Consider the following 12,617-nt stretch of genomic DNA (forward strand, 5'->3'; position numbering starts at 1 on the left):
CCGCCGTCATCCCGTACGGCCCGCCGCCCGCGCCCGTTCACCGCGCTCGGCAAACACCGCGCGAACGCCCCGCCGGACCTCCCGCTACACCCCGCCCACCGCGGTGAGCAGTGCCAACGGCGCCGCCGCCGACCGCGATTCCCGTACGCACGCGTGCGGATAAGGGACCGGCTCCGGGTGGCTGTCGCGGCCGTAGCCCGCGAGTACCTCCGGCAGCCGGTGCCCGGTCGCCGAGGCCGCGTCGAGCAGGCCGTGGGCGACCGCGCGGGCCTCGTCGTGCAGGCCGTAGCGGGCCAGGCCCAGGGCGATCAGGGCGTTGTCGTGCGGCCAGACCGAACCGCGGTGGTAGGAGAGCGGATGGAAGGCGGGCTGGCCGGCGGCCAGGGTGCGGACGCCCCAGCCGGAGAAGAAGTCCGGTTCAAGGAGCCGGCGGCCCACCAGTTCGCCGTACTCCTTGTCCAGCAGCCCGGACCACAGCAGGTGCCCGGCGTCCGAGGCCAGCGCGTCCAGTTGCCGGCCCTCGCCGTCCAGCGCGAGGGCCGGGAAGGAGCGATCCGGCATCCAGAAGTCCCGCTGGAAGCGGTCGCGCAGATCGGCCGCCGCCTCGCGGAGCAGGGCCGCGTACGTCTCGTCCCGCCACACCGTGCGGGCGATCCACGCCGTGCGGCGCAGCGCGTCGTACGCGTACCCCTGGGCGCCCGCCGCCATCACCGGCCCGCTCGGGCGGGTGCCGTCGGCCGAGCAGATGGCGCCGGGGGAGTCCTTCCAGTTCTGGTTGGCGAGCCCGCCCCGGTCGGCGCGGTAGACCAGGTAGCCGCGCGAGGTCAGCCCGCCGTGGTCCAGCATCCAGCCGATCGCCGCCCGCGCGTACGGTTCGAGCCGCGCGGCCATGGCCGTGTCACCGGTCTGCTCGACGTACGCGCCGAGCAGGACGAGGAACAGCGGCGTCGCGTCCACCGCGCCGTAGTAGCGGGCGAACGGCACCTGCCCGAAGTGGGCCAGCTCGCCGTGCCGCACCTCGTGCACGATCTTGCCGGGCTGGGCCACCGGGCCCGCGCCGTTCTCCGTCGCCTGGGTGGCGGCGAGCGCGGGGAGCGTGGCGGCGGCCAGCCGGGGCCGGTAGGGGAGGGCGAACAGGGCGGTCAGCAGGGCGTCCCGGCCGAGCAGCGTCAGGAACCAGGGGGCGCCCCCCGCCGGTACCCGTAACTCCTCGCCGTCCGGTCCCCGGGCCGGCACCTGGAGCGCGGCGAGGTCGGCGAGCCCCCGGGCGCACGCCGCCGCCAGCTCCGGCCAGCCCGTCGGGAAGGCCACGCCTGCCGTGAACTCCCCCTCCAGCGCGAGGAGTTGCTCGTTCACGGCGGCCGGGGAGCGCGGGACGCGCAGCGCGCGCTTCTCGCCGTGCGGGCGGGCCATCACCCGCAGCACCAGGTCCGTCGTGCCGTGCGGTTCGAGGTCCAGGGTCCACACCAGGCGGCGGGCGCCGGTGCCGGTCTCCTCGACGCCGTCCGGGGCCGGCTCCGCCGTGATGGTCGTACAGGACCGCCACTCGCCGCGCCGGTAGGCGAACTCCACACCGTCGTCGAGGACCTGCCGGGAGCGCACCGCGCCGCCCTTGTGGTACGTGCGGTGGTCGGCGCGCAGCTCGAACTGGTCGGTGAAGTCGGCGTCGGCGGTGATCGCCAGACGCACCGTGGTGGGCACCGGGCGGTTGCTGGTGACCTGGAGCGATTCCACGAACGAGCTGTCGCCGACGGCCTGTTCCCGGAAGAGGGTGTGCGCGGGCGGCTCCTGCCGGCCGCCGCGCGGGACGAGCACGCAGCGCGCCCCGTCCCCGTCCGCGACCGGGGCCAGCGCCTCCGGCACCGCCCCGTCGAGAGTGAGCTGCCAGCGGCTGAGGTGCCGCGCGTCCCGGACGAACAACCCGTCCGGGGAGGCGCCGCCCCGTACTCCGCTGATGTCGCCGCCGTCACCGACGGCGGCGAACGTCGTACCGTGCACGAGCAGGTGCTGCCGGTCCGTCATCACCGGTCCCCTCCCTTGTCACTCCTGTCGAACGTGCCGGTGCGTGCGGGGGACACACCCTGTCCGGGACGGGACTCCGCCATGACCGGCCGCAACCGGGACGCCGGGGGTGTGTGGAGCAGGTCGAGCGTGAGCGCGGCCGTCCAGCTGAAGCCCGGCGCGCCGCAGGCCGCGCCGGTGTACGGGTCGACGTACTCGGCGAACCCGGTCCCATCGGCCGTGTCCACCAGCGCCTCGCGCAGCGCGTCGGCCCGTGCCGGCTCACCGTGCGCCCGCAGTCCGCGCTCCACCAGCCAGCCGGTGTTGAACCAGGCCGGGCCGCGCCAGTAGCGGTGCGGGTCGAACGCCTCGCCGAGCAGGTCGTAGCTCGGTACCAGCCGGGTGGCCGTGCCGAGGCCGAAGTGCGGGCCGGTGAGGGTGCGCACGAGGGCCGCCGCGATGTCCGGCGGCAGGCCGGGCAGCAGGAGCGGGACCAGCCCGGAGACGCTGCGCTCCGGGATCAGCCCCGCCCCGCGCAGGTCCCGGCAGAAGAACATGCCCTGCGCCGGGTCCCACAGCCGTTCGACCAGTGCCGCGGTCAGCCGCTCCGCGCGCGCGTGGCGCGCCGTGCCGGCCGCGCCCAGCTCGCACGCGATCCGCGCCAGCGCGTGCTCGGAGGCGATGAGCAGCGCGTTGAACGCCGGGTCCTCGACCGCGAACCGCCCCGGTCCGTCGGCGTAGCAGCCGTCGCGGTAGTCGGTCGCAAGCCGCACGTAGCGCCCGTAGTCCAGATCCGTCGGCCGGTCCTCGGCCGCGCCGTGGTCGAGGTCGGCGCGGCGGAAGGAGCGGGCCGGGGCGGGCCTGACCCGGGAGAGCGGGGCATCCCAGCAGGGGCTGTTGTCCATGCCCTGTTCCCAGGGGTGCACGACGGACGCGAGGCCGCCGCCGCCCAGGTCCCGCCGGTGCAGCAGATAGCGGTGCCAGGCGGCGAGGCGCGGGTAGACCCGGGCCAGGAAGCCGCGCGCCCGCGAGAGGCCCGGGTCGGCGCGGTGCACCAGCCAGGCCGCCAGCGCGTGCACCGGTGGCTGCACGATGCCGGAGGTCTGTACGGTGCGCGGGGCGCCCGCAGCGCGCCCCGCGGTCGAGGAGCGCCAGAAGTCGGGGCTCGGGAAGTAGGCGTCGAGCGGTACGGAGGGGTTGAAGACGATGTGCGGAACGCGTCCGTCCGCCCACTGGGCGGTCAGCAGTGTCTCCAGCTCCGTCTGGGCCCGTAACGGCGAGACGTGCCGCAGGCCGATCGCGATGAACGCCGAGTCCCAGGACCACTGGTGCGGATACAGGGCGGGCGAGGGCACCGTGGACGTGCCGGTCCAGTTGTCCTCCAGCACACGTGCCGCCCTGACCTGCAAAGACCCGGCAGGGGGCGGGGGAGCGTCCACCGCGGGCGGCGGATCGTATACGGCCTGGTACGGGGCCGTGTGCTGCGCCTGGTACGCCGCGCGATGGGCAGTGAGCTGGGCAGTGCGATCCACTCGGGGCTCCCCGAAGACGTCCGGCCGACCTGGTTCGGCTGTAGGTACCTTAGGGTTACGTCTACTTAACACGCAAAACCCAATATGTAATGCAAGCTGGAGAAACACAAGGGGGTGCGTATGACGGGACGCGGACAGGCCAGCGCGGGGGATCTGCTCGAACTCGTGCGCAGCGGGCGGGCGACCACGCGCGGTGCCCTCCAGCAGGCCACCGGCCTGTCCCGGGCCACCGTCGGGCACCGCCTCGACCGGCTGTTCCGCGCGGGCTGGCTGCGCGAGGGGGCCGGCGGCCCGGTCGGCTCGCCGCTCGGCGGGCGCCCCTCGATCACCCTGGAGTTCGACGACTCGCACGCGGTGGTGCTCGTCGCGGACCTGGACACCCGGCACGCCCGCGCGGCCGTCGTCACGCTCACCGGCGACCTCCTCGCCGAGCGCTCGGGCGCGCTGGTCGTCGAGGACGGCCCCGAGGCGGTCCTCGGCCGACTCGGCCGCTGGTTCGCCGAGCTGCTGCCCGCGGCCGGGCACCGGGCGACGGAGGTGTGCGGCATAGGGATCGCCGTGCCGGGGCCGGTGGACCGGGTGACCGGCCGGGTGGTGCAGCCGCCGATCATGCCGGGCTGGGACGGCTACGACATCAGGGGCCGGCTCTCCCGCGCGTTCACCGAGCACACCGGGGCGCCCGCGGTGCCGGTGCTCGTGGACAACGACGCGAACCTCATGGCGTACGGCGAACAGCGCACCGGACACCCGGACTGCTCGGCCTTCGTCCTGGTCAAGGTGTCGACCGGGATCGGCGCCGGGGTCGTGGTGGGCGGTTCGATCTACCGCGGCATCGACGGCGGCGCCGGGGACATCGGGCACATCCGGGTGGGCGCGGACGCGCTGTGCCGCTGCGGCTCGTACGGCTGTCTGGCGGCCGTCGCCAGCGGTGGCGCCGTGGCCCGGCGGCTGACCGAGGCCGGGGTGCGCGCGGCCTCCGGCTCGGACGTGCGCGAACTGCTGGCCGCCGGGCATCCGGAGGCGACCGCGCTGGCCCGGGAGGCGGGCCGCCGGGTCGGGGACGTGCTCGCGACCGTCGTCACGCTGCTCAACCCCGGGGTCCTGATGATCGCCGGGGACCTGGCCGGCACGCCCTTCCTGACCGGCGTACGGGAGCTGCTCTACCAGCGGGCGCTGCCCCGCTCCACCGCCCACCTGGACGTCGTCACCTCGCGGCTGGGCGAGCGGGCCGCTCTGGTCGGCGCCGGTGCGCTGGTCGTGGAGTACCTGTACGCGCCGCAGCGGGTGGAGGAGCGACTGCTGGCGATGGGCGTGTGAGGCGGGGTGGGGCGCGGGCTGCGGCGCGGGGTGTGATGCGGGGCGTGATGTGGGGTGTGACGCGGGTGTTTCCGCCTCGGGTCGGGTCCCGGAGAGCTGTCCGCATGGTGGAATCCGGCTGGCTGTGGCAGCGTGATTCTCGCCACCCTTGATAGGGGTTGCGCTCAGATGAGCGGATCATGGACGACTGCACTTCTCCAAGGGGTGGCACTCAGTGCCACCCCTTGATTGTTCATCGAGAAAAATCAAGCGTGCCGGAAGTCGCTCATCTGAGCAGTTCGCGTGGGTCAGTGGACCCTGGTTCGTTCAAGAAGTGAAAACGTCGGCTGCCCGGTGCTTACCCATCCTTGACTTTCGATCCAGCGGCGGACGGCTGGTTACGGGCGCATGACCCACGAGTGGACGTACCCAGATGCCTTCGATCTGGGTATGTTCCTCGCCATCAGGGCAGCCATCACGGCCTCAAGGAGTCGAGACCCGTGTCGGAAAACAAAGATCCTCACGTACGCGCGTCGGGCAAGAGTGTTGAGGGCGTGAAGTTCGTCTATGACTTCACCGAAGGCAACAAGGACCTCAGGGATCTTCTCGGAGGTAAGGGTGCGAACCTCGCGGAGATGACCAATCTGGGCCTGCCGGTGCCCCCGGGCTTCACCATCACCACCGAGGCGTGCAAGGTCTACCTCGGCAGTGGCGAGGAGCCGGTGGCACTGCGTGACGAGGTGAGTGCGCACCTCGAAGCCCTCGAAGCGACCATGGGCAAGAAGCTCGGACAGGCCGACGATCCCCTCCTCGTGTCGGTCCGCTCCGGGGCGAAGTTCTCGATGCCCGGCATGATGGACACCGTCCTGAACATCGGCCTCTCCGACAGGTCCGTGCAGGGCCTGGCGGAACAGGCCGGCGACGAACGGTTCGCCTGGGACTCCTACCGCCGGCTCATCCAGATGTTCGGCAAGACCGTCCTCGGCATCGACGGCGACCACTTCGAGGAGGCCCTCGACAAGGCCAAGGAGGCCAAGAAGGTCGCGGTCGACACCGAACTGGACGCCGCCGACCTGAAGAAACTGGTCACCCGGTTCAAGAAGATCGTCAAGGCCGAGGCGGGCCGGGACTTCCCGCAGGACCCGCGCGAACAGATGGACCTCGCCGTCAAGGCGGTCTTCGAGTCCTGGAACGGCGACCGGGCCAGGCTCTACCGCCGCCAGGAACGCATCCCGCACGACCTCGGCACCGCCGTCAACATCTGCTCGATGGTCTTCGGCAACCTCGGCCCGGACTCCGGCACCGGCGTCGCCTTCACCCGCGACCCGGCCGGCGGCCACCAGGGCGTCTACGGCGACTACCTCCAGAACGCGCAGGGCGAGGACGTGGTCGCGGGCATCCGCAACACGGTCCCGCTCGCCGAACTGGAGTCGATCGACAAGAAGTCGTACGGCCGGCTCATGCAGATCATGGAGACCCTGGAGAACCACTACAGGGACCTCTGCGACATCGAGTTCACCATCGAGCGCGGCCAGCTGTGGATGCTCCAGACCCGGGTCGGCAAGCGCACCGCGGGCGCCGCCTTCCGGATCGCCACCCAGCTGGTGGACCAGGGCCTGATCGACGAGACCGAGGCACTGCAACGGGTCACCGGGGCCCAGCTCGCGCAGCTGATGTTCCCGCGGTTCGACGAGCACGCCAAGGCCGATCAGATCGGCCGGGGCATCGCCGCTTCGCCGGGCGCCGCGGTCGGCAAGGCGGTCTTCGACTCGTACACCGCCGTCAAGTGGTCACGCTCGGGCGAGAAGGTCATCCTGGTGCGCCGCGAGACCAACCCCGACGACCTGGACGGCATGATCGCGGCCGAGGGCATCCTGACCTCCCGCGGCGGCAAGACCTCGCACGCGGCCGTGGTCGCCCGCGGCATGGGCAAGACCTGCGTCTGCGGCGCGGAGGAACTGGAGGTCGACACCAAGCGGCGCCGGATGACGGTGCCGGGCGGGCACGTCGTCGAGGAGGGCGACCTGCTCTCCATCGACGGCTCGACGGGCAAGGTGTACCTCGGCGAGGTCCCGGTGGTGCCGTCCCCGGTGGTGGAGTACTTCGAGGGCCGGATGCACGCGGGCGCCGACGACGCCGACGAACTGGTCGAGGCGGTGCACCGGATCATGGCGTTCGCCGACCGCAAGCGCCGGCTGCGGGTGCGCGCCAACGCCGACAACACCGAGGACGCGCTGCGGGCCCGGCGCTTCGGCGCCCAGGGCATCGGCCTGTGTCGCACCGAGCACATGTTCCTCGGCGACCGGCGCGAACTGGTGGAGCGGCTGATCCTGGCCGACACGGAGGCCGAGCGCGAGGAGTCGCTGAAGCAGCTCCTGCCGCTCCAGAAGCAGGACTTCGTCGAGCTGTTCGAGGCGATGGACGGGCTGCCGGTGACCGTCCGGCTGCTCGACCCGCCGCTGCACGAGTTCCTGCCCGACATCACCGAGCTGTCGGTGCGCGTGGCGCTGGCGGAGTCCCGGCAGGAGCCGCACGAGAACGAACTGCGGCTGCTCCAGGCGGTGCACCGGCTGCACGAGCAGAACCCGATGCTCGGCCTGCGCGGCGTCCGCCTCGGGCTGGTCATCCCCGGCCTGTTCGCCATGCAGGTCAGGGCGATCGCCGAGGCGGCGGCCGAGCGCCGGAACGCCAAGGGCGACCCGCGCGCCGAGATCATGATTCCGCTCGTCGGCACCGTCCAGGAGCTGGAGATCGTCCGCGAGGAGGCGGACCGGGTCATCGCCGAGGTCCAGGAGGCGACCGGCACCGAGCTGAAGCTGGCGATCGGCACCATGATCGAACTGCCGCGCGCCGCGCTGACCGCGGACCAGATCGCCGAGGCGGCCGAGTTCTTCTCCTTCGGCACCAACGACCTCACCCAGACGGTGTGGGGCTTCAGCCGCGACGACGTCGAGGCGTCCTTCTTCACGGCCTACCTGGAGAAGGGCATCTTCGGGGTCAGCCCGTTCGAGACCATCGACCGGGAGGGCGTCGGCAGGCTGGTGGCGGACGCGGCGCGGGCCGGCCGCGCCACCCGCCCCGGCCTGAAGCTCGGCGTCTGCGGCGAGCACGGCGGCGACCCGGACTCGGTGCACTTCTTCCACGAGGTGGGCCTGGACTACGTCTCCTGCTCCCCGTTCCGCATCCCGGTGGCCCGCCTGGAGGCGGGCCGCGCGGCCACCGAGTCACCGGGCAGCGACCACCGCTGACCGGCTCCGGCCGCGTCACGGATCTCCGGAGCAGCCCCGGGTCACCCCGACCCTCACCGACCCGGGCACCGGCTCCGGTGCGCAAAAGAAGGGGCGGCACCCTGTGCGGGGGTGCCGCCCCTTGGCGCGGGAACAGGCGCGTTCCGCCGAGCCGGCGGTGGTTGCCGGCTCAGCCGCGTACGGGGCGGCGGACGGCTCAGGCGCAGGCGTGGACGATGCGGGCGCCGATGTGCCCGGCCTGCCGGACGTCCACCACATTGGCGTCGGCCGAGGTGAAGCCGGCCCGGTTCTCGGGTCGGGTGGGTTATCGGTCCGCCCTCGCCGCGTTGCGGTGCAGGCGGATCGCCGAGATCAGGAAGAAGACGCCGCCGAGCGTGGCGTACCCGCTGAGGCCGGCCAGCGACGCCTTCGCACCCGAAGCCATCACGACGAAGCCGGAGCCGGCGAGGACGGAGATTCCGCCGCTGAGGATCATCGCCCACTGGCCGCCGAGCCGGTACCGCTGGATCGCGACGATCAACTGGACGATGCCTGCGGTGATCGCCCAGCCTCCCCACACCCGCAGGGCGTCCGGGATCCCGGAGCCGACGGCGACGGCCAGCCCGATCGCGGTGAGCAGGCTCAGCGCCATGTTGACGTAGAGCGGCACGTTCGGCCGCGTGCCACCCGACGACCGCAAGTCGTACACGGCGGCGGCGAGGTCGAACAGCGGATAGACCACCACCAGGGTGACGCTGAGCGGGTTCAGCGTCGAGGCGCCGGTGGCGAGCAGGCCCGCCCAGATGACGGCGAAGCCGAATCGGACGACGTACAGGTTGCGCAGCGCCGCTGTGCCGCCGTCGGTCGTCGGCTGGGCGATGAGCTTGCCGGCTTCGGTGGAATGGGACATCGGACTCCTCTTTCTCGCTCACGTGGAGCAGGTGGCAGGTCTCTCGCTCACGTGGAGCGGGTGACAGGTGGACAGACCGATCGGTCTCGCAGACTCTGCTGGAGGTGGTGGGAAATGTCAAGACCGACCGTTCTATCTGCTACGCTCGTGGCGACAGGCGACGAATTTGCGGAGGATCGGATGTCCGAGGCGCGGGCGCGACTGCTCAGTACGGCGAGCCGGCTGTTCTACGCCGAAGGTCTTCATTCCGTCGGGATCGACCGCATCATCGCTACGGCCGGGGTCACTCGGGCGACGCTGTACCGGCACTTCCCCAGCAAGGACGACCTCGTCGTCGCCTACCTGACACAAGGCGACGAGGCGATTCGCTCACGCGTGAGGGCCGCGCGGACCGAGGGCGCGTCCACCGACGACGTGATCAGGGCTGTTGCCGCGGCGATTGCCGACGACATCCAGAGCCCCGGCTTCCGCGGCTGCGCCTTCCTCAACGCCGCCGCCGAGTACCCCGACCCGGCCCATCCGGTGCACCGGGCCGTTGTCAGGCACCGCGAGTGGTTCCTGGCCGCGATCGTCGAACTCTTCTCCGAAACGGGGAAGCCCGACCCGGAACCCGCCGCCAGGCACTTCGTCATGCTGCGCGACGGCGCCATGTCCGCCGGCTGCCTGGCCGACCCCGCGCTCGTCCGCGAGACGTTCCTGCGGGGGATCGAAGGACTCCTCACCTACCGCAGTCGCGATCGCGGGATGCCTGAGCCGGCGAACGGGCGCGACGTGGACCGGCCGTCCGGGGTCCGCTGATCCGCGCGGCGACGTACTCCGACGACCGGAGGCTTCGGCAACGATCAGGGGAGTCGGCCGGGATGGTCGCCGCCCGCGCGCGGAAAAGGGCCGGGTGTATCCGGTGACGTGTACTGACGTGTACCCGTGATGCCACGTGGCCGCGAGGACCGGTCACCAGCCGCTCGAAGACGGCCGGGTCCGGGGCCGGTGCGACCCCGGACGCGCCGCTCACAAAAAGCACAGAAAGCCGCTCACAGCGACCCCCCGCTGTCCACCACCAGGTCCGAGCCGACCATCGATGCCGCCTCGGGTGAGGCCAGGTGGAGCACGGCGGTGGCGATCTCCTCGGTGGCGGAGATGCGGCCGAGTGGCAGTGTGGCCTTCGCCCGCCCGGTGCGGGCGGCCTCCGTCTCGCCGGGCCGGAGGGACATCGGGGTGTCGCTGGCGCCGGGGCTGACCACGTTGATCCGTACACCGTCGCGGATGTGGTCGAGGGCGGCGCCACGGCTGAGCGCGGTCACCGCGGCCTTGGTGGCGGCGTAGGCGGCGGCGCCGGGGGAGGTGGCGTGCACGCCGAGGTTGGAGGAGACGTTGACGATCGCGCCGCCCGACGGCTGGTCGCGCATCCGCCGTATCTGGGCCCGCATCGCCAGGTAGACACCGGTGACGTTGATCTCCAGCTGGGTGTGCCAGTCGGCCTCCGGGAGGTCGGCGAGCGGCCGGCCGCCCCGGAAGACGCCCGCGTTGTTGACCGCCACGTCCAGTGAGCCGTAGCGCTCCGCCGCCGCGGCGGCCAGTGCCTCGGCGTCCGCGGCGAGCGTGACGTCACCGGTCGCGGCGAACGCCTCGCCGCCCCGCTCGACGATCAACCGGACGGTCTCGTCCAGGGGTTCCCGGCGGCGTCCGGCGACGACGACCCGGGCGCCCTCCGCGGCGAACGCGAGGGCCGTCGCGCGTCCGATGCCGGAGCCGGCTCCGGTGACGAGGGCCGTGCGGCCGGCGAAACGGGTCCGGGCGGCGGCAGTGGTCATGATCTCCCCTTTATTTGACCGATTGGTTCAGTATGGTGGCAGGGAAAGGGAGCCCGGGGTCCGGGCTTTGGTCTCGGTCGGGCGGTTCAGCCCAGCAGTGTCAGCGCCTGCTCGGCCGCGTCCCGGACGCGGGTCGGGTCGGGTGACGCCTTCCCGGTGACCCGCAGGCCCTGCATCAGCACCAGCAGCATGCGGGCCAGCGCCCGCGGATCGCGCTCCGCGGGCAGCTCGCCCTGCGCCCGCGCCCGGGTCAGCGCCGAGTGCAGCAAGGTCTCCAGGTAGTCCCACCGCTGTTCGACGCGGCGGGCCGCGACCGGGTCGTGCGGGGCCAGTTCGGCGGCCGTGTTGGTGACGAGGCAGCCGCACAGCCGCCGTTCCTCGGCCGACTCGGCGGCGAACCGCCGTACGACGGCGCGGACGGCGGGCAGTGCCGGGCCGGGCTGGGACAACTCCCGCAGCAGCAGGGCGTCGCGGTTCTCGCAGTACCGGTCGAACGCCTTCAGGTACAGCTCGTGCTTGCTGCCGAAGGTCGCGTAGATGCTGGCCCGTCCGATGCCCAGGTGTGTCACCAGATCCGCCATGGACGTCGCCTCGTAGCCACGCTGCCAGAAGAGTTCCATGGCTGCCTGGAGAGCGGTGTCCGGATCGAATTCCTTGGTCCTCGCCACGTACGCGAGCCTAGGGTTTTCCAGAACGATCGGTCAAGTAGGTCGGGTGGAGAGGGCGGCACCCCGGGGAGGGTGCCGCCCGCGTGGCGTCGCGGTGCCGCCCGCCGGCGAGCGTCAGCGGGGCACCGCGATCACGTTGTACGTCGTGTCGGCGGTCGGGGGCGTGGTGAGGCGGGCGTTGGCCAGGTAGAGGAGGTCTCCGTAGGAGGCCGCGGTGGTGGGCACGTCGAGGCGCGCGTCCGTGATCGTGCGGGTCAGGGTGGCGGTGCCGGCCTTGTCGTCCAGGTCGAGCACGCTGACCTGGTTGGCGCGGTTCTGTACGACGTAGAGGGTGTGCCCGATCCGGAGCAGGCCGTCGCCGTAGGTGAGGGCGTCGGTGCCGCTGAGCGTGATCTGCGCGGCCTCGCCGGTGTCCACCGGCACGCGGTAGAGCCTGCCGCCGTTGACGACGATCAGCGCGGACTCGTCGGGCGTGCCGACGATGCCGTTGGCGTTGATGGTGCCCGCTGCCGTGTTCTGCACCCAGTCGCCGGTCAGCGGCAGCGCGCGGACCTCGCCCCGCTTGCGGCCGCGCGGCACGCCGTAGAGGACGGGGCCGTAGGAGTCGGTGTACCAGGCGCGGTCGCCGACCAGCGCCACGTCGTTGATGAAGTGGCCGGTCGGGTCGGTGAGCTGGTAGGTGGCGAGGAGTCTGCCGTCGGCCGAGTCGATGACCTTGGCGGTGCCGCCGGCCGTGCCGGAGGTCAGGTACACCAGGCCGTCGGTGTCGACCTTCAGGCCGTTGGCGCTGGCGCCGGTCTGCCCCGGGTGGACGGTGGTGCCCTGGCCGGTGCTCAGGTCAACCCGGTGAACGGCGCCGTCGACGCGGGAGGCGAGGTAGGCGTACGGCTGCTGTCCGATGGATATGCCCTCGGGGGCGAAGCCGTTCGGCAGCGGGATCTCGGTCGGCCGGGCGGCCTTGTGCCGGGCAGCGGCGCTCGCCGGTCCGGCGCCGGCCGCCACCGCGAGCGAGCCGAAGGCGGCGGCGCCCAGAACGGCGCGGCGGGATGGTCCGGAACGTTCGGAAAGCATGCGTTCGGGCCCCTAACGTGGCGGGGGAACATGGCGTGACGGAGGATTCCACTTCTTCCTGTGCCAACCTGTGAACCCGGACGCCGACCGTCCGCTCCGGT

The 12,617-nt window shown here is 72.3% G+C and carries 9 protein-coding genes; 3 read left to right on the top strand and 6 right to left on the bottom strand.

From position 1 onward, the window contains the following. Positions 1-84: 84 nt before the first annotated feature. Together ACFC09_RS23425 and ACFC09_RS23430 are read right to left on the bottom strand one after the other, a co-directional pair. The gene (locus tag ACFC09_RS23425; RefSeq protein WP_376531521.1) at positions 85-2,022 is read right to left on the bottom strand and encodes a glycogen debranching N-terminal domain-containing protein; all 1,938 of its coding nucleotides are present in this window, start codon (positions 2,020-2,022) and stop codon (positions 85-87) included. Beyond that, entirely contained in the window at positions 2,022-3,533 is a 1,512-nt protein-coding gene (locus ACFC09_RS23430; protein WP_376531523.1) for a hypothetical protein, read from the bottom strand. Before ACFC09_RS23430 ends, ACFC09_RS23425 begins: the two co-directional genes overlap by 1 nt. Before the next feature lie 120 nt (positions 3,534-3,653). Here ACFC09_RS23430 and ACFC09_RS23435 point away from each other — a divergent pair, with 120 nt between their 5' ends. Both ACFC09_RS23435 and ppdK read left to right on the top strand, forming a co-directional pair. After that, positions 3,654-4,850 (top strand): ROK family protein, encoded by a 1,197-nt coding sequence (locus tag ACFC09_RS23435; RefSeq protein ID WP_376531525.1) that lies wholly within the window; start codon positions 3,654-3,656, stop codon positions 4,848-4,850. A gap of 479 nt (positions 4,851-5,329) precedes the next feature. Beyond that, a complete protein-coding gene (ppdK, locus tag ACFC09_RS23440) occupies positions 5,330-8,077 on the top strand; it encodes a pyruvate, phosphate dikinase (RefSeq protein WP_376531527.1) in 2,748 nt (915 codons plus the stop codon). Positions 8,078-8,381: 304 nt separating this feature from the next. On the opposite strand, the gene ACFC09_RS23445 is transcribed toward ppdK, so the two are convergent. Further along, positions 8,382-8,966 carry a hypothetical protein gene (locus ACFC09_RS23445; RefSeq protein WP_376531529.1) on the bottom strand — a complete coding sequence of 195 codons (585 nt, stop codon included), beginning with the start codon at positions 8,964-8,966 and terminating at the stop codon, positions 8,382-8,384. Positions 8,967-9,146: 180 nt separating this feature from the next. On the opposite strand from ACFC09_RS23445, the gene ACFC09_RS23450 reads away from it, so the two are divergent. Beyond that, positions 9,147-9,764, top strand: a complete 618-nt coding sequence (locus ACFC09_RS23450) for a TetR/AcrR family transcriptional regulator (RefSeq protein ID WP_376531531.1) — start codon at positions 9,147-9,149, stop codon at positions 9,762-9,764. Between the two features lie 233 nt (positions 9,765-9,997). On the opposite strand, the gene ACFC09_RS23455 is transcribed toward ACFC09_RS23450, so the two are convergent. From ACFC09_RS23455 to ACFC09_RS23465, 3 genes are all read right to left on the bottom strand, one after another. After that, positions 9,998-10,777 carry an SDR family NAD(P)-dependent oxidoreductase gene (locus tag ACFC09_RS23455; RefSeq protein ID WP_376531533.1) on the bottom strand — a complete coding sequence of 260 codons (780 nt, stop codon included), beginning with the start codon at positions 10,775-10,777 and terminating at the stop codon, positions 9,998-10,000. An 86-nt stretch (positions 10,778-10,863) separates the two neighbouring features. Beyond that, entirely contained in the window at positions 10,864-11,445 is a 582-nt protein-coding gene (locus ACFC09_RS23460) for a TetR/AcrR family transcriptional regulator (RefSeq protein WP_376531535.1), read from the bottom strand. Positions 11,446-11,559: 114 nt separating this feature from the next. Then, complete coding sequence (locus ACFC09_RS23465; protein ID WP_376531537.1) at positions 11,560-12,516, bottom strand: superoxide dismutase; 957 nt, start codon at positions 12,514-12,516, stop codon at positions 11,560-11,562. Between the last annotated feature and the right edge of the window lie 101 nt (positions 12,517-12,617).

The organism is Streptomyces sp. NPDC056161 (assembly GCF_042268025.1).
Lineage (GTDB): Bacteria > Actinomycetota > Actinomycetes > Streptomycetales > Streptomycetaceae > Streptomyces.

What these genes read in the sequence shown, in the direction of transcription:
- ACFC09_RS23465 (WP_376531537.1), bottom strand. Translation starts at nt 12,516, where the DNA reads ATGCTTTCCGAACGTTCCGGACCATCCCGCCGCGCCGTTCTGGGCGCC.
- ACFC09_RS23435 (WP_376531525.1), top strand. Translation starts at nt 3,654, where the DNA reads ATGACGGGACGCGGACAGGCCAGCGCGGGGGATCTGCTCGAACTCGTG.
- ACFC09_RS23425 (WP_376531521.1), bottom strand. Translation starts at nt 2,022, where the DNA reads ATGACGGACCGGCAGCACCTGCTCGTGCACGGTACGACGTTCGCCGCC.
- ACFC09_RS23445 (WP_376531529.1), bottom strand. Translation starts at nt 8,966, where the DNA reads ATGTCCCATTCCACCGAAGCCGGCAAGCTCATCGCCCAGCCGACGACC.
- ACFC09_RS23450 (WP_376531531.1), top strand. Translation starts at nt 9,147, where the DNA reads ATGTCCGAGGCGCGGGCGCGACTGCTCAGTACGGCGAGCCGGCTGTTC.
- ACFC09_RS23455 (WP_376531533.1), bottom strand. Translation starts at nt 10,777, where the DNA reads ATGACCACTGCCGCCGCCCGGACCCGTTTCGCCGGCCGCACGGCCCTC.